This window comes from Stenotrophomonas sp. Sm2128 (assembly GCF_030985535.1).
GTDB lineage: Bacteria > Pseudomonadota > Gammaproteobacteria > Xanthomonadales > Xanthomonadaceae > Stenotrophomonas > Stenotrophomonas maltophilia.
The window spans coordinates 1-18,925 of sequence record NZ_JAPTFQ010000086.1 but is presented as its reverse complement, the minus strand read 5'-3'; the positions used below and the strand labels follow the sequence as shown (position 1 = coordinate 18,925).

Here is an 18,925-nt window from a genome sequence, read left to right as displayed (position 1 = left end):
TGCCTCGGGCGGGTTGGGCAGGACGCCCAACCCCGGTCTTGCCGTGTGCGCAGGACAGCGCACACGAGCAAGCCGCGGCCAAGCCCCCATGGATGGGTCTACGGCGTCTCCCGCAACCGGACCCACCCCGCCATCCCACAGGAAACCCGCTGTTGCCTTTGCTGTTGCTGTTGCCGTTGAGGTTGCCGGCCAGCGGCCGGCACTACCGCAGGCGCCGGGCGCAGCCCGGCCGAACACCCCCAACAGGCAGGCGGCGCCCGGAACAGGTACCCTATGCCGCCATCAGATAGCCAATGTGACATGACCGACGCCCTCGTCGCTCCGCAGTGGGCCTCCCGACTGCGCGACATCGCCGACTTCCCCAAGCCCGGCATCCTCTTCAAGGACATCATGCCGCTGCTCGCCCATGGCGAGGACTTCCGCGGTGCCATCACCGCGATGGCCGACCGTTGGCGCGACCAGAAGCTGGACGCGGTGATCGGTATCGAATCGCGTGGCTTCATCCTCGGCGCCGCGATGGCGCTGGAACTGGGCGTGGGCTTCGTGCCGGTGCGCAAGCCGGGCAAGCTGCCGGGACAGGTGCTGCGCGAGGAATACACGCTGGAATACCGCAGTGACTGCATCGAAGTGCACGCCGACGCCCTGCCGGCCGGGGCCCGCGTGGCGATCATCGACGACGTGCTGGCCACCGGCGGCACGCTGGTCGCTGCGCTGTCGCTGGTGCGCCGCCTGGGCGTTGACGTGGTCGGTGCCGGCGTACTGGTCGAACTGGACGGCCTGGGTGGTCGCGCCCGCTGGGAATCGGATCTGCCGCTGCACACCGAACTGGTGTTCTGATCGAAGGGCAGGTGCCAACCAAGGTTGGCATCTACCAGAGCGAATGGCCGGGAACCGGTAGTTGCCAACCTTGGTTGGCAGCGCTTTTCGCGATTGACGCCACGGATGGGCCAACCAAGGTTGGCCACTACCAGGTCAGATCATTGCCAACCGTGGTTGGCAACGCTGCTTCAATCACATCATCCGCACGCGGAAACGACGGCCCTTGATCTTGCCGGCTTCCAGTTTCGCCACGGCCTTGTTGGCCTGCTCGCGCGCGATCGCCACGTAGGAGCGGGTCGGGAAGATCGCGATCTTGCCGATGAACTTGCTCGACAGGCCGGCATCACCGGTCAGCGCACCGAGGATGTCGCCTGGGCGCAGCTTGTCGGTCTTGCCACCGTCGATCCGCAGCGTGCGCATCGCGGCCTGCGGCAGTTCGGCCGGGCGCGAGGTTGCCAGCGGCGTCTTCTGCCAGTCCAGCGGCTGCCCCATCTGCGCTTCGATGGCTTCGGCGCGGGTCTTCTCGCGGCCGGCCACCAGGCTGATCGCCAGGCCACTGGCACCGGCACGGCCGGTACGGCCGACGCGGTGCTGGTAGCTTTCCACGTCGGTCGGAAGCTCGTAATTGATCACTGCCGCCAGCTCTTCCACGTCCAAGCCACGTGCGGCCACGTCGCTGGCCACCAGTACGTTGCAGCTGCGGTTGGCCAGCAGCAACAACACTTCCTCGCGGTCGCGCTGCTCCATGTCGCCATGCAGGGCCAGTGCGGAGAAGCCGAACTGCTGTAGCGAGTTGGCCACTTCGTCCACATCCTTGCGGGTGTTGCAGAACACCACCGCCGATTCCGGCGTGTACTTCAGCAACAGGCCGGCCAGCGCCTTCTGGCGATGCGCCGGTTCCACCTCGCAGAACAGGTGGCGGATGGCTGGTGCCTGGTCGGCGCCTTCCACGGTCACTTCCACCGCATCGCGCAGCAGGTCACGCGCCATGGCGCGGATGCTGTCGGGGAAGGTGGCCGAGAACAGCAGGCTCTGGCGGTCCCTGTGGGTGCGGCCGGCGATCTCGCGGATCGGCTCCTCGAAGCCCATGTCGAGCATGCGGTCGGCCTCGTCCAGCACCAGCGTGCGCACCGCGCCAAGATTCAGCGCGCGCTTGCGTGCCAGCTCCTGCACGCGGCCGGGCGTGCCGACCACCACGTGCGGGTCATGGCCTTCCAGCGAGGCCAGCTGCGGGCCCAGCGGCACGCCGCCGACCAGCAGCAACAGCTTCAGGTTGGGGATGCCGGTGGCCAGCTTGCGGATCTGCTTGCCGACCTGGTCGGCCAGTTCGCGGGTCGGGCACAGCACCAGCGCCTGCACGCGGATCAGGCTGGGGTCGATGGCCTGCAGCAGGCCCAGGCCGAAGGCGGCGGTCTTGCCGCTGCCGGTCGGCGCCTGTGCGATCACATCGCGGCCATCCAGGATGGCCGGCAGGCTCTGCGCCTGCACGGGGGTGAGGGTGGTATAGCCGAGGGCATCCAGGCCGGGCTGCAGGGCCGGGCTCAGCGGCAGGGTCGAGAAGTCAGTCATGGCACATTGTACCTGCCTGCACGGCCGGTCCCGCCCAGTGGGGTGGGGACGGATCCCTTTCCGCAAGAAAGGGCTTTGACCCCGTCGGAGTCGTCATCCACGGATGGCGTGAATACACCGGGGGGCATCCACGCATGGCGTGGATCTACTGGCAGGTGCCGACCCTGGTCGGCACGCTCCTGATCAGCCCAGCACCGCCAGCACACCCTGGTGGATTGCCAGGCCACCGAACAGCAGCCAAGCGAACAGGATCAGCGCCAGCAGCAGCGGCTTCAGGCCTGCCTGGCGCAGCGCCGAGACGTGGGTGGTCAGGCCCAGCGCGGCCATCGCCATCGCCAACAGCACCGTGTCCAGCTGCACCAGCCCGGCCTGCAGGCCGGCCGGCAGCAGATGCAGCGAGTTGAAACCGGCCACGGCCACGAAACCGAACGCGAACCACGGCACCACGATGCGCGCCTTGCTGCCATCGGCGCTGGCCTTGCCGCCACGGGCCAGCCACAGTGACAGCGCGATCAGGAACGGCGCCAGCAGCATCACCCGGACCATCTTGGTGATCACCGCCGTGTCAGCTGCCGCTTCGTTGACCGCACGGCCGGCCGCCACCACCTGTGCCACTTCGTGCACCGTGGCACCGGTAAACAGGCCGTACTGCCGCGCGTCCATTGCCAGCCAGCCGTGCGACTGCACCAGTGCATACAGCGCCGGGTACAGGAACATCGCCAGCGTGCCGAACACCACCACCGTCGAGACCGCGACGGTGACATGCGCAGCGCGGCCACGCACCACCGGCTCGGCGGCCATCACCGCTGCCGCACCGCAGATCGCGCTGCCAGCGCCGATCAGCATGGCTGCCTCGCGCTCCATCTTGAACACGCGCACGCCCAGCCAGCAAGCCAGGCCGAAGGTGCTGGCAACCACCAGCACGTCCATCAGCACGCCAGTGACGCCGACATGGCCGATGTCCTGGAAGGTCAGGCGCAACCCGTACAGCACGATGCCGGCGCGCAGCAGCCAGTGCTTGGAAAAGCCGACACCGGCCGCGCTGCCCGGTGCCAGCCGCGGGTAGAAGGTGTTGCCGACCACGATGCCGGCGACGATCGCCACGGTCAGCGCGCTCAAGCCGTGCGCCTGGAGCCACGGAAGCTCGGCCAGATACAGCGACGCCGCCGCGATCAGGCCTACCAGCACAAGGCCGGGCAGACGCGGCTGCCAGCGTTGGCGCAGGGCGGGCAGGGACCAGGGGGAGAGAGCAGGGGCATTCATGGCAGGGGCAGGGCTGGAGTGATGGGGCAAGCGTGCGCCCGGGACGATGACCTGTAAAACGAATAATATGGGTGAAACCTACCCATCAAGAAGGTAAGTGCCATGCGCCTGACCTTGCGCCAGCTACAGGTTTTCGTCGCCATCGCCGACCATGGCAGCACCACCGCTGCCGGCCAGGCCATTGCGCTCTCGCAGTCGGCCAGCAGCGCCGCCCTGCAGGAGCTGGAGGCGCACTTCGGCACCCCGCTGTTCGACCGCATCGGCCGCCGCCTGGCGCTGAACGGGCACGGCCGCGCACTGCTGGAGCCGGCGCGCACCTTGCTGGTCAACGCCGCCGACCTGGAGCGTCAGCTGGCCGCCGGCGGCGACCCGTCGCAGGGGGCACCGCTGCGGCTGGTGCTGGCTGCCAGTACCACCATCGGCAATTACCTGCTGCCGCCACGCATCGCCGAACTGCTGCGGCAGGCGCCGCAGGCCGAGGTCGACCTGCGCATCGACAACAGTGCCGGCGTGGTCGCTGCCGTGCAGCGCCTGGACGTGGACGCCGGCTTGATCGAAGGCCCGTGCCACGAACGCGGCCTGCAGGTGACCGCCTGGCAGCAGGACCCGCTGGTGATCGTGGCTGCCGCCGATGCCCCCGCCCGCTGGTCGCTGGACGAACTGCGCCGCGCACGCTGGCTGCTGCGCGAGCCGGGTTCCGGCACCCGTGAAGCCGTCGAACAGGCGCTGCTGCCGCATCTGCGCGGTTTCGCCCAGACCCTGCAACTGGGCAATACCGAAGCAATCAAGCAGGCCGCCATCGCCGGCCTGGGGCTGGCCTGCCTGTCACGCCATGCGCTGGAAGAGCCGCTGGCGCTGGGCCGGCTGCGCGTGCTCGAAACCCCGCTGCCGGCCCTGCAGCGCACGCTGTGGCTGGTACGGCATCCCGGCAAGCAGTGGCTGCCGGGGTTGCAGGCGTTGCTGGGGGACGTGGAGTAGCAGGGATCGGTCTTGCACTGCGCGAATTCCACGAAGGGGTCAGAGCCCGTTGCGCAGCAACGGGATCCGACCCCGACAGATCGACAGGCCTTGCAGCGCTCATCCACGCATGGCCTGGATCTGCCGTGTCGACCAAGGTCGACACCCACCAGCGCAGAATGCCGTTCCGACAGATCGCGGGAAATTGTCAGAGGCGGGGCGGTGTGGGTCTGTAGGACCGTTGGCGCCATGGATGGCGCCATCGAGCCCCCAAGGGTGAGGGCACTTTGCTTGCGAAGCACTGCTTCGCAAGTGCCCGAACGCACAGCCGCCAGCGGCTGGGCCGGACCCCGGAGGGGGGTTGTCGGCGTCCCCCGCAGCCGGACCCCTCCCGCCATCCCACAGGAAACCAGCTTTTCACGTTGCCGTTGAAGTTGCCGGCCAGCGGCCGGCACTACCGCGGGTGCCGGGTGCAACCCGGCCGACGCCCCCAACCCGTACAATATCCGGATGCCTCTGATTACTCTGCAGAACGTCGACTTCAGCGTCGGCGGCCCGTTGTTGCTGGAAAAGGCCGAACTGTCGATCGAGCCGGGCGAACGCATCGCCCTGATCGGCCGCAACGGCGCCGGCAAATCCACCCTGCTCAAGCTGCTGTCCGGCGACCACAAGCCCGATGACGGCGAAGTCCGCGTGCAGCAGGGCGTGCGTGTCACCCGCCTGGAGCAGGAAGTGCCGCACGGCGCGGCCGGCTCGGTGTTCGACGTCGTCGCCGACGGCCTTGGCGAGCTGGGCCAGTGGCTGGCCGAATTCCACCACCTCAGCCATGCCGAAGTCTTCGATGGCGAAGCCCTCGGCAACGTGCAGGCCAAGATCGATGCCGCCAACGGCTGGGGCCTGGACCAGCGCGTCAGCGAAACCCTGACCAAGCTCGACCTGGATGGCGAGGCCGAGTTCGGCCGCCTGTCCGGCGGCATGAAGCGCCGCGTGCTGCTCGCCCGCGCGCTGGTGTCCAGCCCCGATGTGCTGCTGCTGGACGAACCGACCAACCACCTGGACATCGAAGCCATCGACTGGCTCGAAGCGTTCCTGAAGGGCTGGAGCGGCAGCGTGGTGTTCGTCACCCATGACCGTCGCTTCCTGCGTGCCCTGGCCACCCGCATCGTCGAGATCGACCGCGGCCAGGTCACCAGCTGGCCAGGCGACTGGGCCAACTACGAGCGCCGCCGCGAGGAACGCCTCAATGCGCAGGCGCAGGAGAACGCCCGCTTCGACAAGCTGCTGGCGCAGGAAGAAGTCTGGATCCGGCAGGGCATCAAGGCCCGTCGCACCCGCGATGAAGGCCGCGTGCGCCGCCTGAAGGCGATGCGCGTGGAGCGTTCGCAGCGCCGCGACCTCAGCGGCAACGTCAAGATGGAAGCCGCACAGGGCGTCAGTTCCGGCAAGAAGGTCATCGACGTCAAGGACATTTCGTTCGCCTTCGGCGAGCGCACCATGGTCCGCGATTTCACCACCACCATCATGCGCGGCGACCGCATCGGTCTGATCGGTCCCAACGGCAGCGGCAAGACCACGCTGCTCAAGCTGCTGCTGGGCGAACTGCAGCCGGCCAAGGGCGAAGTCAACGCCGGCACCAACCTGCAGATCGCGTATTTCGACCAGTACCGCGCGGTGCTGCGCGAAGACTGGAGCGCGATCGAGAACGTCGCCGAAGGCCGCGATTTCCTCGAGTTCAACGGCAAGCGCAAGCATGTGCATGCCTATCTGCAGGACTTCATGTTCACCCCGGAACGCGCGCGTGCGCCGATTACCCGCCTGTCCGGTGGCGAGCGCAACCGCCTGCTGCTGGCCAAGCTGTTCGCGCAGCCGTCCAACCTGCTGGTGATGGACGAACCGACCAACGACCTGGACGTGGAAACCCTGGAGCTGCTGGAAGAGCTGCTGGGCGAATACACCGGCACCCTGCTGCTGGTCAGCCACGACCGTGACTTCATCGACAACGTGGTCACCTCCACGCTGGTGATGGAAGGCGATGGCGTGATCGGTGAGTACGTCGGCGGCTACAGCGACTGGCAGCGCTATGCGGCCAGCGTGGCGACGCCTGCCGCGGCTCCGGCAGCCAAACCGGCGGCCGCCGCACCGGCTGCAGCTGCGGCACCTGCCGCACCCAAGCGCAAGCTGGCCTACAAGGAAGCGCGCGAACTGGAGCAGCTGCCGAAGACCATCGAGAAGCTGGAAGGCGATGTCGAAGGCCTGACCTCGGCGATGAACGACCCGTCGTTCTACACCCGCAGCAGCGCCGAAGTGACCGCGCACACCCAGCAGCTGGCCAAGGTGCAGGCCGAGCTGGATGCCGCTTACGCGCGCTGGGAAGAGCTGGAAGGCTGAGTATCGGTCGGCGCCAGCAGTGCGCCGATTGATTGATCGAGTCGAGAATCAGTAGATCCACGTCATGCGTGGATGGTGGCATCAGTGCGGACCAAGGTCCGCACCCACCGAAGCCGGTTACACCTCCGTACGGACCAACGGTCCGCACGTACCAATCAACGATCCGCACCCACCGGGGGCCTGCGGTCATTTGACCCCGTGCAGATCCCGCAGCTGGCTCGGCCGGCTGCCGAAATACGCCGCCAGATCGGCGATGTCCTGATCACTCAGGTCCTTCGCCTGTGGCGTCATCAACATGTGCTGGCGGTCACCGGCGCGGTAGGCCTGCAGCGCATGCGCCAGGTAGTCACCGTACTGCCCACCCAGCTTCGGATAGGTCGGATCGATCGGCGCATTGCCATCGGCCCCGTGGCAGTCGATGCAGCTCTGGTTGGTGGCCTTGCCCTTCACCTTGGCGCGGGCTTCACCGGCGGCCTCGCGACCTGCAGGCAGGCCAGCCGAAGAAGAAGAGCCGTGTTCGCCACTGGCATGGCCCGGATCGGCGGCGGATTTCTCGCTGTTTTCCACCTGCGACTGTGAACAGGCCGCCAGCAGCAGGGCAACGGACAGGGCGATGGCGTGACGCAGCGGATGCGCGGCTTTCGACATGGGCGGGCCTTACTTGACGGTGGACAGGTAAACAGAGAGATCGGCGATCTCCTGTTCGCTGAAACTCATCGACTGCGCCTGCATCGTCGGATGCCGGCGCTTGCCCTGGCGGTACTCGGTCAGGGCCTGGGCCAGGTACTGCTGGGTCTGGCCGCCGATCTTCGGCACCCGGTAGCTGGGGTAGGCGTTCTTGTAGCCGGTTATGCCGTGGCACCCCTGGCAGGTGTAGGCCAGCACGCGGCCATTGTCGAAGTTGCCGGTGGGCGCGGCAGGCGCCGGCGCGGCGGCAGGAGCCGGGGCCGGAGCGGGTGTGGCAGGAGCAGGAGCGGGCTGTGCGGCGGCCCCAAGGGGCAGGAGGACGGCCAGAGCGAGACAAGCGGCGAGCGGCTGCGGGCGCATGGTGTCGTTTCCGGGGATTCGGGTCTGGTCGTTCCGGCGTGGGGTACGGAACGCCCCGAGTATAGCCCCAGGTTTCATCTAGCTGAAATGGGGTCGGGCCGACCAGCGGCGTGAAGACACCATGACCTTTGGGATATGGTGTTGCCGTGAAGTGGTGCATTACTTTGCTACCACACCTGTCCACGCATCCTCCAGGGACCTGACGATGTCGCACCCAACCTTCCTGTCCGGCCGTCGCAGCGGAATCTGCGCTGCCGCACTGCTGATCTCCACCTCCCTGCTGCTGGGCGGTTGCGCCGCAGGGCCCAATTCCGAAGCCAAGGCCGCCGAGACCAAGGAGGAGAAGAAGGTCGATACGGTCCCGGTCGAAGTGGCCGTGGCCAGCCATCGCGCGGTCGCGGCCAGTTACACAGGCACCGCCGCGCTGGAACCACGCGCCGAGTCGCAGGTGGTGGCCAAGACCTCCGGTGTGGCGCTGGCGGTGCTGGTCGAGGAAGGCCAGCGGGTCACCGCCGGCCAGCCGCTGGTGCGCCTGGACCCGGACCGCGCACGCTTGGCCGTAGCCCAGAGCGAAGCGCAGATGCGCAAGCTGGAAAACAACTACCAGCGTGCACAGAAACTGGTTGGTCAGCAGATGGTCAGTGCTGCCGATGTCGACCAGCTGCGCTTTGATCTGGAAAACGTCCGTGCGCAGTACCGTCTGGCGACGCTGGAGCTGTCCTACACCACCGTCGTGGCGCCGATTTCCGGTGTGATCGCATCGCGCTCGATCAAGACCGGCAACTTCGTGCAGATCAACACCCCGATCTTCCGCATCGTCGACAACTCGCGCCTGGAAGCCACCCTCAACGTGCCCGAACGCGAGCTGGCCACGCCGCGTGCCGGCCAGCCGGTGACGTTGGCCGCCGATGCGCTGCCGGGCCAGAGCTTCACCGGCACCGTCGATCGCATTGCGCCGGTGGTGGATTCGGGCAGCGGCACGTTTCGCGTGGTCAGCGCCTTCGATGGCGCCGCGCACGCGCTGCAGCCCGGCATGTTCGGGCGCATCCGCATCGATTACGACCAGCGTGCCGATGCGCTCGTGGTGCCGCGCCTGGCGCTGCTCGACGATGGTGAGCCGGCGGTGTTCCGGGTGCGCGAAGGCAAGGTCGCACGCGTTCCGGTCAAGCTGGGTTACGCCGAGGGCCCGTGGGTGGAGATCCGTGATGGCCTGGCGGCCGGTGATCAGGTGGTCACCGCCGGCAAGGTCGCGCTGCGCGACGGTACCGCGGTGCAGGTGATCGCCGATCCGAAGGCAAAGGCGAAGACGGTCGCAGCGGCCGCCAAGCCGGCAGACAAGGCCGGGAGCAAGCAATGACCGCCCCGGGCCACGACCACGGTGCCTCGCCGGCGAGCGATGGCGCCGCCGCCGGCATGCGCGGCGGCCTGGTGGAATTCGCCACCCGCCGCCGCGTGACCATCGCCATGTGCACGGTCACCCTGCTGCTGTTCGGCCTGATCGCGCTGGGCAACCTCAAGGTCAACCTGTTGCCCGACCTGAGCTACCCGACGCTGACCGTGCGCACCGAGTACACCGGTTCGGCGCCGACCGAAATCGAAACCCTGATCACCCAGCCGGTCGAAGAGGCCGTCGGCGTGGTCAAGAACCTGCGCAAGCTGAAGTCGGTTTCGCGAACCGGCCAGAGCGACGTGGTGCTGGAGTTCGCCTGGGGCACCAACATGGACCAGGCCAGCCTGGAGGTGCGTGACAAGATGGAAGCGCTGAACCTGCCACTGGAGGCCAAGGCCCCGGTGCTGCTGCGCTTCAATCCGTCCACCGAGCCGATCATGCGCCTGGTGCTGTCGAACAAGGTGGCGCCGACCAGCGATGCCGATGCGGTCCGCGAGCTGACCGGCCTGCGCCGCTATGCCGATGAAGACCTGAAGAAGAAGCTGGAGCCGGTGGCCGGCGTGGCAGCGGTCAAGGTCGGTGGCGGCCTGGAAGATGAGATCCAGGTCGACATCGACCAGCAGAAGCTGGCCCAGCTGAACCTGCCGATCGACACCGTCATCAAGCGCCTGAAGGACGAGAACATCAACATCTCCGGCGGTCGCCTGGAGGAGGGGTCGCAGCGCTTCCTGGTGCGCACCGTCAACCAGTTCGCCGACCTGGAGGAGATCCGCAACCTGCTGGTCACCACCCAGGGCTCGAACGGAAGTGCAGCCGACTCGGCATTGCAGCAGATGTTCAACATCGCCGCGTCGACCGGTTCGGCGGCAGCCATCGCGGCGGCTTCGGCGGCGCAGAGCGCATCGTCCGGTGGTGGCTCCAGCGTGGTCGCCAACGGTGTGCCGGTGCGCCTGAAGGACGTGGCCACCGTGCGCCAGGGCTACAAGGAGCGCGAAGCGGTGATCCGCCTGGGCGGCAAGGAATCGGTTGAACTGGCCATCTACAAGGAAGGCGACGCCAATACCGTGTCCACCGCCGAAGCGCTGCGCAAGCGCCTGGAGCAGATCAAGGGCACGTTCCCGTCCGATGTCGAGATGACCACCATCGAGGACCAGTCGCGCTTCATCGAGCACGCCATCGCCGACGTCAAGAAGGATGCGGTGATCGGTGGCCTGCTGGCGATCCTGATCATCTTCCTGTTCCTGCGCGATGGCTGGAGCACGTTCGTGATCAGCCTGTCGCTGCCGGTCTCGATCATCGCCACGTTCTTCTTCATGGGCCAGCTCGGCTTGAGCTTGAACGTGATGTCGCTGGGCGGCCTGGCACTGGCCACCGGCCTGGTGGTGGACGACTCGATCGTGGTGCTGGAGAGCATTGCCAAGGCCCGCGAGCGTGGCCTGGGCATCCTGCAGGCAGCGATCGTCGGTACCCGCGAAGTGAGCATGGCGGTGGTCGCCTCGACCCTGACCACCATCGCCGTGTTCCTGCCGCTGGTGTTCGTCGATGGCATCGCCGGCCAGCTGTTCCGCGACCAGGCATTGACCGTGGCGATCGCCATCGCGATCTCGCTGCTGGTGTCGATGACGCTGATTCCGATGCTGAGCTCGCTGAAGGGTCGGCCGCCGCTGGCATTCCCGGAAGAGGCGCCGAACGAACCGTGGCAGCCGCAGAACCGCTGGCAGAAGCCGGTGGCGCTGGGCCGTCGTGGTGCCGTCGCAACCGCGCGCTGGAGCTTCTATGCGCTGGCCTGGCTGGTCGTACGTGCGTGGCGGGGCGTCGTGGCAGTGGTTGGCCCGGTGATGCGCAAGGCCAGCGATCTGGCAATGAAGCCCTACGCCGGTGCCGAGCGCGGCTATCTGCGCCTGTTGCCGAGCGCGCTGGCCCATCCGGGCAAGGTGCTCGGCGTGGCCACGATCATCTTCGTGGCGACCATGGCGCTGGTGCCGATGCTCGGTGCCGACCTGATCCCGCAGCTGGCGCAGGACCGTTTCGAGATGACGGTGAAGCTGCCGGCCGGCACACCGCTGAAGCAGACCGATGCGCTGGTGCGTGAGCTGCAGCTGGCCCACGGCAACGGCGAGGGCGTGGCCTCGCTGTACGGTGTCAGTGGCAGCGGCACCCGCCTGGATGCCAGCCCGACCGAGAGCGGCGAGAACATCGGCAAGCTGACCGTGGTGATGGAAGGCGGTGGCAATGCACGCACTGAAGCCGAGATCACCGAGCGCCTGCGCGACAGCATGGGCCAGCATCCGGGGGCACAGGTCGACTTCGCGCGGCCGGCGTTGTTCAGCTTCTCCACGCCGCTGGAAATCGAGCTGCGCGGGCAGGACATGGCGACATTGGAAGTAGCTGGCCAGCGCCTGGCGGCGATGCTGCGTGGCAATGCGCACTACGCCGACGTGAAGTCCACGGTGGAAGAGGGCTTCCCGGAAATCCAGATCCGCTTCGACCAGGAACGTGCCGGTGCGCTGGGCCTGACCACCCGCCAGATCGCCGACGTGGTGGTGAAGAAGGTGCGCGGCGACGTGGCCACCCGCTACAGCTTCCGCGACCGCAAGATCGACGTGCTGGTGCGTGCTCAGGAAGGCGACCGCGCCAGCGTGGAGAGCATCCGCCGGTTGATCGTCAATCCGGGCAGCACCCGGCCGGTCACGCTGGATGCGGTGGCCGACGTGGTTGCCACCACCGGCCCCAGCGAGATCCATCGCGCCGACCAGACCCGCGTTGCGGTGGTCTCGGCCAACCTGCGCGACATCGACCTCGGCGCGGCCATGCGCGAAGTGCAGCAGATGGTGGCCGAACAGCCGCTCGGCGCGGGTGTCGGCCTGCACATCGGTGGCCAGGGCGAGGAACTGGCGCAGGCGGCGAAGTCGCTGATCTTCGCCTTCGGCCTGGCGATCTTCCTGGTCTACCTGGTGATGGCCTCGCAGTTCGAATCGCTGCTGCATCCGTTCGTGATCCTGTTCACCATCCCGCTGGCGCTGGTCGGCGCGATCCTGGCACTGATGCTGACCGGCAAGCCCATCTCGGTGGTGGTGTTCATCGGCCTGATCCTGCTGGTCGGCCTGGTCACCAAGAACGCGATCATCCTGATCGACAAGGTCAACCAGCTGCGCGAGGCCGGCGTGGCCAAGCACGAGGCGCTGGTGGAAGGTGCACGCTCGCGCCTGCGGCCGATCATCATGACCACGCTGTGCACGCTGTTCGGCTTCCTGCCGCTGGCGGTGGCGATGGGCGAGGGCGCCGAAGTACGCGCGCCGATGGCGATCACCGTGATCGGTGGCCTGCTGGTGTCGACCCTGCTGACCCTGCTGGTGATCCCGGTGGTCTACGACCTGATGGACCGCCGTGGTGACGCCTACTACCGCGAGCGTGGCCGCAAGCACGCCGGCGAGATCGAGCCGGGCGCAGCAGGCAGCGCGGCGGGTGCGGAGGAGCCGGCATGAGTGTTGCCGAGTTCTCCATCCGCCGCCCGGTCACCACCATCATGTGCTTCGTGTCACTGGTGGTGATCGGCCTGATCGCCTCGTTCCGGTTGCCGCTGGAAGCGTTGCCGGACATTTCCGCGCCCTTCCTGTTCGTGCAGATTCCGTACACCGGTTCAACCCCGGAGGAAGTGGAGCGGACCATCATCCGCCCGGTGGAGGAATCGCTGGCGACGATGACCGGCATCAAGCGCATGCGCTCGTCGGCCACCTCCGAGGCGGCGCTGATCTTCATCGAGTTCAGCGACTGGGACCGCGACATCGCCATCGCCGCCTCCGATGCACGCGAACGCATCGACGCGATCCGCAGCGATCTGCCGGACGACCTGCAGCGCTACAACGTGTTCAAGTGGTCCAGCAGCGACCAGCCGGTGCTGAAGGTGCGCCTGGCCAGCACCAGCGACCTGACCACCGCTTACGACATGCTCGACCGCGAGTTCAAGCGGCGCATCGAGCGTATCCCCGGCGTGGCCCGCGTCGACATCACCGGCGCGCCGCCGAACGAGGTGGAGATCGCCATTGATCCGAACCGGCTCAACGCGCATGGGCTGAGCATCAACGAGCTGAGTGACCGCCTGCGCACGCTGAACTTCTCGATCTCGGCCGGGCAGATCGACGACAACGGCCAGCGCGTGCGCGTGCAGCCGGTGGGCGAGATCACCGACCTGCAGGAAATGCGCGACCTGGTGATCAACGCCAAGGGCCTGCGCCTGGGCGACATCGCCGACGTGCGCCTGAAGCCGGCGCGGATGAACTACGGGCGCCGCCTGGACGGCAACCCGGCGGTCGGGCTGGATATCTTCAAGGAGCGCAGTGCCAACCTGGTGGAGGTGTCGCGCGCGGCGCTGGCCGAGGTTGAAGCGATCCGTGCCGAAGCGTCGATGCGCGACGTGCAGATCAAGGTGATCGACAACCAGGGCAAGGCGGTGACCTCCTCGCTGCTGGAACTGGCCGAGGCCGGTGCGGTCGGCCTGATCCTGTCGATCACGGTGCTGTTCTTCTTCCTGCGCCATTGGCCGTCCACGCTGATGGTGACCCTGGCCATTCCGATCTGCTTCACCATCACCCTGGGTTTCATGTACTTCGTCGGGGTGACGCTGAACATCCTGACCATGATGGGCCTGCTGTTGGCGGTGGGCATGCTGGTCGACAACGCCGTGGTGGTGGTGGAGAGCATCTACCAGGAGCGCGAGCGCATGCCGGGACAGCCGCGCCTGGCCTCGATCATCGGCACCCGCAACGTGGCCATCGCGCTCAGTGCTGGCACCTTGTGCCACTGCATCGTGTTCGTGCCGAACCTGTTTGGCGAGACCAACAACATCAGCATCTTCATGGCGCAGATCGCGATCACCATCTCGGTCTCGCTGCTGGCCTCCTGGCTGGTCGCGGTCAGCCTGATCCCGATGCTGTCCGCGCGCATGGCCACGCCCAAGCTGGTGCACTCGCAGACCGGACTGATCGCGCGGCTGCAGCGCCGCTACGCCAGGCTGCTGGACTGGTCGCTGCACCATCGCGGCTGGAGCCTGCTCGGCATCGTGCTGGTGGTGCTGGTCAGCCTGGTGCCGATGAAGCTGACCAAGGTCGACATGTTCGGTGGGGATGGCGGCAAGGACATCTTCATCGGCTACATGTGGAAGGGCGCCTACACCTATCGGCAGATGTCCGAGGAGGTGGCGCGCGTGGAGAACTGGATCGACGCCAACCGCGAGCGCCTGCACGTCAAGCAGGTGTACTCCTGGTACAGCGAGCAGGAAGGCAGCTCGACCGTGGTCACCCTGGACGAGAAGTACGCCAAGGACATCAAGGCGCTGCAGGAAGAGCTGCGCAAGGGCCTGCCGAAGTCGGCCCGCACCGACTACTTCGTTGGCAACCAGGGCGGTGATGGCGGCGGTGGCGGCAACCAGGGCGTGCAGGTGCAGCTGGTGGGCGACTCCAGTTCGATGCTGCAGGAGATCGGCCAGGAAGTGGTGCCGCTGCTGGCCCAGCGTGCCGAGCTGCGCGACGTTCGCATCGACAACGGCGAGAAGGGCGGCGAGCTGAAGGTGCGCGTCGACCGCGAGCGCGCCGCGGCGTTCGGCTTCAATGCCGAGCAGGTCGCCAGCTTCGTCGGCCTGGCCCTGCGCGGTGCGCCGATGCGCGAGTTCCGCCGCGGCGACAATGAAGTACCGGTATGGGTGCGCTTCGCTGGCGCCGAGCAGAGCAGCCCGGAAGACCTGGCCGGCTTCAGCGTGCGCACCGGCGACGGTCGCAGCGTGCCACTGCTGAGCCTGGTCACCGTTGACGTCGGTTCATCGGCGACCCAGATCGGTCGTACCAACCGCCAGACCACGCTGACCATCAAGGCCAACCTGGCCGAGAAGGTCACCGCGCCCGATGGCCGCAAGGCGATGGAATCGGTGCTCAAGCCGATGAACTTCCCGGCCGGCTATGGCTTCACCTTCGATGGCGGCGACTACGGCAACGACGACGAAGCGATGCAGCAGATGGTGTTCAACCTGCTGATCGCGCTGGTGATGATCTACGTGGTGATGGCGGCGGTGTTCGAGTCGCTGCTGTTCCCGGCGGCGATCATGAGTGGCGTGCTGTTCTCGATCTTCGGCGTGTTCTGGCTGTTCTGGATCACCGGTACCTCGTTCGGGATCATGTCCTTCATCGGCATCCTGGTGCTGATGGGCGTGGTGGTGAACAACGGCATCGTGATGATCGAGCACATCAACAACCTGCGGCGCGGCGGCATGGGACGCACGCAGGCGCTGGTGGAGGGCTCACGCGAGCGATTGCGCCCGATCATGATGACGATGGGCACGGCGATCCTGGCGATGGTGCCGATCTCGCTGACCAACACGCAGATGTTCGGCAACGGCCCGGAGTACGCGCCGATGGCGCGCGCGATTGCCGGCGGCCTGGCGTTCTCCACGGTGGTCAGCCTGTTGTTCCTGCCGACCATCTATGCGGTGCTGGATGACCTGCGCAATGCCGTGACGCGGTTGATCCGCCGCGCGCGTGGAGTGGAAATGGTAGAGCCGGGCGCTGCCCGGCTGTAATGCACATCAACGTGTTGTGGTGTGGGGGAGGCCGGTCGTAGTGGGGCGGCCTCCCCTTTTTCTGCCGGGCATGGCGTGCCAACCAACGTTGGCACCTACCGGTAGCGCCGGGCCATGCCCGGCGGAACCATCAACCCGCCACCTTGCCCCACACCTTGAACGTGGTCAGCCACAGGCCGAGCATGCTGCCGATGTTGGTCAGCATGAACGTCAGCACCACGCGCGTGACCCGATTGCGGTACCAGCCCTTCAGGCTCTGCGCGTCGTCGCGCAGCTTCAGGAAGTCCTCGTACGCCGGCTTGCGCAGGCGCGCTTCCACCAGCGCCGAGAACGCGCCGGTCGGGATGCTCAGGCGGAACGGCTTGAACGGGGCCACCGCGATCGCGGTGAGGATGCTCAGCGGGTGACCGCCTGCCAGCAGGCAGCCCAGGCCCGCCAGGCCGCCGGTATACATCGCCCAGGTCGCCAGCAGTTCGGTGCCCACGCCCAGACCACCGCGGTAGAAGCCCACGCCGATGCCGGTCGCCACGATGGCCAGGATGCCCAGCGTGAACCACGGAATGTTGCGCTTCTTCGGCACCGCCTCCAGCTCGGCGCGCAGCGGTGCAGGTGCCTCGGTGTCGGTTTCCAGGTAACGCGCCAGGCCTGCCAGGTGACCCGCACCGACAACCGCCAGCACTTCACGCTGCTGCGGGTTGTGTTCTTCGCGCAGGCGCGTGGCCATGTAGCGGTCGCGCTCGCCGATGATGGTCTCGTACAGTGCCGGGCTCTCGCTGGCGAACTCGCCGAAGCTCGATTCCAGCATGTCGCCCTGCTTGAGCTTTTCGATCTCGTTCTCGCCCACTTCCTCGGACGAGAACAGGCCGGCGCCGAGACCGGCAACCAGCTTCAGCTTGCCGAAGAAGCCCAGCCGCTGCGAGGCGCGGCGGAAGGTCAGGCCGACCTCGCGGTCGATCAGGTGCACCGGCAGGTCGCGTTCGCGCGCCAGTTCCACCGCGCGCTTCAGTTCCGCGCCCGGCTCGATGTCGAGCTGTTCGGCCAGGCGGCGCTGGTAGGCGGACAGGGCCAGGTTGGCGGCGAACAGAGCGACGCGGCCCTTGCGGATCACCTCGACCAGGTCGAGCTTGGCCAGCGTGTCCGGGTCGCTCAGCGCCTGCAGGCGCTGCGGGTCCAGTTCAACGGCCACCGCGTCGAAGCGACCGCTGTCGATGGCTTTCTCCACCGCCTCGACGCTGGCGCGTGAGACATGGGCGGTGCCCAGCAGGGTGTAGCGCACGCCGTCGCGTTCAACAACGCGTACCGGCTGGCCGGCGAACAGGTCGTCGCCGGTCTCAGGAAGGGTTTCGGTCATGGGTTCATTCATTGGAAGGTGCAGTGTCGGCGCCATCGCCGAGCGCGCGCTGCATCTGCACGGTATCCAGCCAGCGGCCATGCTTGCGGCCGAGGCCACGGAACACGCCGACCAGCTCGAAGCCGAAGCGTTCGTGCAGCTTGATTGAAGCGGTGTTGGTCGGTTCGCCGATCACCGCCACCATCTGCCGGTAGCCACGCGCCACGCAGGCGTCGATCAACGCCTGCAGCAGGCCGGTGCCGACGCCCTTGCCCTGGAACGCGGCATCGACGTAGACCGAGTTTTCCACGGTCCACTGGTAGGCAACGCGGGTGCGGTAGGTGTTGGCGTAGGCATAGCCGGCCACCTGGCCGTCAATCTCGGCGACCAGGTAGGGGAAGCCGCGGTCGATGATGTCGCGCATGCGGCGCAGCATCTCGGACGCGTCCGGGATGTCGTACTCGTAAGTGTTGACGAAGTCGGTCACTTCCACCGCGTAGATCGCGGTGATCGCGGCGATGTCGGCCGGGCCGGCATCACGGATGAGGACGGCCATGCGCGGGCTCCGGCTCAGTCGATGTAGCGCTTGAGCAGGTCGCCGTAGGCATCGATGCGGCGGTCGCGCAGGAACGGCCAGATGCGGCGCACATGCTCGCTGCGCTGCAGGTCGACATCGCACAGCAGAACCGTGGCATCGGTGCCGGCTTCGGCCAGGAATTCGCCCTGCGGGCCCAGCACGTGGCTGTTGCCCCAGAACTGGATGCCGGAGGCGCCCAGCGGCGAGGCCTCGTGGCCGACGCGGTTGCAGCTCAGCACCGGCAGGCCGTTGGCCACGGCGTGGCCGCGGTGGCTCAGCACCCAGGCGTCGCGCTGGCGGGTCTTCTCGTCCTGCACGTCGTCCGGGTCCCAGCCGATCGCGGTCGGGTAGAGCAGCAGTTCGGCACCGGCCAGCGCCATCAGGCGCGCCGCTTCCGGGTACCACTGGTCCCAGCACACCAGCACGCCAAGGCGACCCACCGAGGTATCGATCGGCTTGAAGCCGATGTCGCCCGGGGTGAAGTAGAACTTCTCGTAGAAACCCGGGTCGTCCGGGATGTGCATCTTGCGGTACTTGCCCAGCAGCGTACCGTCCTTCTCGAACACCACGGCGGTGTTGTGGTACAGGCCGGCGGCGCGGCGTTCGAACAGCGAGCCGACCAGCACCACGCCATGCTTCTTCGCCAGTGCGCCCAGGCGCTCGGTGCTGGGGCCCGGAATCGGCTCGGCCAGGTCGAATTCGTCCACCGATTCGTGCTGGCAGAAGTACGGACCGTTATGCAGTTCCTGCAGCAGCACCAGCTTGGCACCCTGCGCAGCCGCCTCGGCCACGCGTGCTTCGATCACCGCCAGGTTGGCGGCGGCATCACCGTGGTTGCGCTCCTGGATCAGGGCGACGGTAAGGGGGCTGCGCGAGTTCATGCGGGGCGTTCCTGCGGGGGAAAACCAGCATGTTAGCGCGGATGGACGGCGACGGCGTGTCGCGCGCTGAATGGGTGCGATCGGTAGTGCCGGCCGCGGGCCGGCAATCCCGTGGATCCATCAGGCAGTGCGGGGT

The 18,925-nt window shown here is 67.2% G+C and carries 12 protein-coding genes and 1 pseudogene; 6 read left to right on the top strand and 7 right to left on the bottom strand.

Annotated elements, in window-relative coordinates; genetic code table 11:
• The first annotated feature begins 300 nt into the window (after positions 1 to 300).
• Positions 301 to 837: an adenine phosphoribosyltransferase gene (locus O0K41_RS19265; protein ID WP_005413028.1), complete on the top strand. Its 537-nt coding sequence runs from the start codon at positions 301 to 303 to the stop codon at positions 835 to 837.
• 174 nt (positions 838 to 1,011) lie between these two features.
• Here the strand turns inward: O0K41_RS19265 and dbpA are convergent, their stop codons facing one another.
• Complete coding sequence (gene dbpA / locus O0K41_RS19260; protein ID WP_049400095.1) at positions 1,012 to 2,388, bottom strand: ATP-dependent RNA helicase DbpA; 1,377 nt, start codon at positions 2,386 to 2,388, stop codon at positions 1,012 to 1,014.
• A 183-nt stretch (positions 2,389 to 2,571) separates the two neighbouring features.
• Positions 2,572 to 3,651, bottom strand: coding sequence for a YeiH family protein (locus O0K41_RS19255; protein WP_012479937.1), 1,080 nt, complete (start codon positions 3,649 to 3,651; stop codon positions 2,572 to 2,574).
• A gap of 102 nt (positions 3,652 to 3,753) precedes the next feature.
• On the opposite strand from O0K41_RS19255, the gene O0K41_RS19250 reads away from it, so the two are divergent.
• Positions 3,754 to 4,629: a LysR family transcriptional regulator gene (locus tag O0K41_RS19250; RefSeq protein ID WP_049448320.1), complete on the top strand. Its 876-nt coding sequence runs from the start codon at positions 3,754 to 3,756 to the stop codon at positions 4,627 to 4,629.
• A 489-nt stretch (positions 4,630 to 5,118) separates the two neighbouring features.
• Complete coding sequence (locus O0K41_RS19245) at positions 5,119 to 6,996, top strand: ATP-binding cassette domain-containing protein (protein ID WP_049397764.1); 1,878 nt, start codon at positions 5,119 to 5,121, stop codon at positions 6,994 to 6,996.
• Between the two features lie 186 nt (positions 6,997 to 7,182).
• On the opposite strand, the gene O0K41_RS19240 is transcribed toward O0K41_RS19245, so the two are convergent.
• Together O0K41_RS19240 and O0K41_RS19235 are read right to left on the bottom strand one after the other, a co-directional pair.
• Positions 7,183 to 7,644 (bottom strand): cytochrome c, encoded by a 462-nt coding sequence (locus O0K41_RS19240; RefSeq protein ID WP_005409273.1) that lies wholly within the window; start codon positions 7,642 to 7,644, stop codon positions 7,183 to 7,185.
• 9 nt (positions 7,645 to 7,653) lie between these two features.
• Positions 7,654 to 8,043 (bottom strand): c-type cytochrome, encoded by a 390-nt coding sequence (locus O0K41_RS19235; RefSeq protein WP_005413034.1) that lies wholly within the window; start codon positions 8,041 to 8,043, stop codon positions 7,654 to 7,656.
• Positions 8,044 to 8,248: 205 nt separating this feature from the next.
• On the opposite strand from O0K41_RS19235, the gene O0K41_RS19230 reads away from it, so the two are divergent.
• From O0K41_RS19230 to O0K41_RS19220, 3 genes and pseudogenes are all read left to right on the top strand, one after another.
• Complete coding sequence (locus O0K41_RS19230) at positions 8,249 to 9,400, top strand: efflux RND transporter periplasmic adaptor subunit (RefSeq protein ID WP_308304556.1); 1,152 nt, start codon at positions 8,249 to 8,251, stop codon at positions 9,398 to 9,400.
• A 62-nt stretch (positions 9,401 to 9,462) separates the two neighbouring features.
• Positions 9,463 to 12,918 (top strand): annotated as a pseudogene (locus tag O0K41_RS19225) (efflux RND transporter permease subunit); the annotation flags it as partial.
• Entirely contained in the window at positions 12,915 to 16,001 is a 3,087-nt protein-coding gene (locus tag O0K41_RS19220; protein ID WP_024958283.1) for an efflux RND transporter permease subunit, read from the top strand. The pseudogene O0K41_RS19225 and the gene O0K41_RS19220, both read left to right, overlap by 4 nt.
• Before the next feature lie 130 nt (positions 16,002 to 16,131).
• Here the strand turns inward: O0K41_RS19220 and O0K41_RS19215 are convergent, their stop codons facing one another.
• From O0K41_RS19215 to O0K41_RS19205, 3 genes are read right to left on the bottom strand one after another with little or no spacing between them, the layout of a single operon-like run.
• Entirely contained in the window at positions 16,132 to 17,364 is a 1,233-nt protein-coding gene (locus O0K41_RS19215) for a TraB/GumN family protein (protein ID WP_010484557.1), read from the bottom strand.
• On the bottom strand, positions 17,357 to 17,887 hold the full coding sequence (locus tag O0K41_RS19210; RefSeq protein ID WP_005409279.1) for a GNAT family N-acetyltransferase: 531 nt from the start codon (positions 17,885 to 17,887) through the stop codon (positions 17,357 to 17,359). The genes O0K41_RS19215 and O0K41_RS19210 overlap by 8 nt, the downstream gene beginning before the upstream one ends.
• Before the next feature lie 14 nt (positions 17,888 to 17,901).
• Positions 17,902 to 18,789: a carbon-nitrogen hydrolase gene (locus tag O0K41_RS19205; protein WP_005409280.1), complete on the bottom strand. Its 888-nt coding sequence runs from the start codon at positions 18,787 to 18,789 to the stop codon at positions 17,902 to 17,904.
• Positions 18,790 to 18,925 lie beyond the last annotated feature (136 nt).

Excerpts from the sequence above, each read along its gene's own strand:
- O0K41_RS19205 (WP_005409280.1), bottom strand. The coding sequence starts at position 18,789 with ATGAACTCGCGCAGCCCCCTTACCGTCGCCCTGATCCAGGAGCGCAAC.
- O0K41_RS19220 (WP_024958283.1), top strand. The coding sequence starts at position 12,915 with ATGAGTGTTGCCGAGTTCTCCATCCGCCGCCCGGTCACCACCATCATG.
- O0K41_RS19255 (WP_012479937.1), bottom strand. The coding sequence starts at position 3,651 with ATGAATGCCCCTGCTCTCTCCCCCTGGTCCCTGCCCGCCCTGCGCCAA.
- O0K41_RS19215 (WP_010484557.1), bottom strand. The coding sequence starts at position 17,364 with ATGAATGAACCCATGACCGAAACCCTTCCTGAGACCGGCGACGACCTG.
- O0K41_RS19245 (WP_049397764.1), top strand. The coding sequence starts at position 5,119 with ATGCCTCTGATTACTCTGCAGAACGTCGACTTCAGCGTCGGCGGCCCG.
- O0K41_RS19250 (WP_049448320.1), top strand. The coding sequence starts at position 3,754 with ATGCGCCTGACCTTGCGCCAGCTACAGGTTTTCGTCGCCATCGCCGAC.
- O0K41_RS19265 (WP_005413028.1), top strand. The coding sequence starts at position 301 with ATGACCGACGCCCTCGTCGCTCCGCAGTGGGCCTCCCGACTGCGCGAC.
- O0K41_RS19235 (WP_005413034.1), bottom strand. The coding sequence starts at position 8,043 with ATGCGCCCGCAGCCGCTCGCCGCTTGTCTCGCTCTGGCCGTCCTCCTG.
- dbpA (WP_049400095.1), bottom strand. The coding sequence starts at position 2,388 with ATGACTGACTTCTCGACCCTGCCGCTGAGCCCGGCCCTGCAGCCCGGC.
- O0K41_RS19240 (WP_005409273.1), bottom strand. The coding sequence starts at position 7,644 with ATGTCGAAAGCCGCGCATCCGCTGCGTCACGCCATCGCCCTGTCCGTT.
- O0K41_RS19230 (WP_308304556.1), top strand. The coding sequence starts at position 8,249 with ATGTCGCACCCAACCTTCCTGTCCGGCCGTCGCAGCGGAATCTGCGCT.
- O0K41_RS19210 (WP_005409279.1), bottom strand. The coding sequence starts at position 17,887 with ATGGCCGTCCTCATCCGTGATGCCGGCCCGGCCGACATCGCCGCGATC.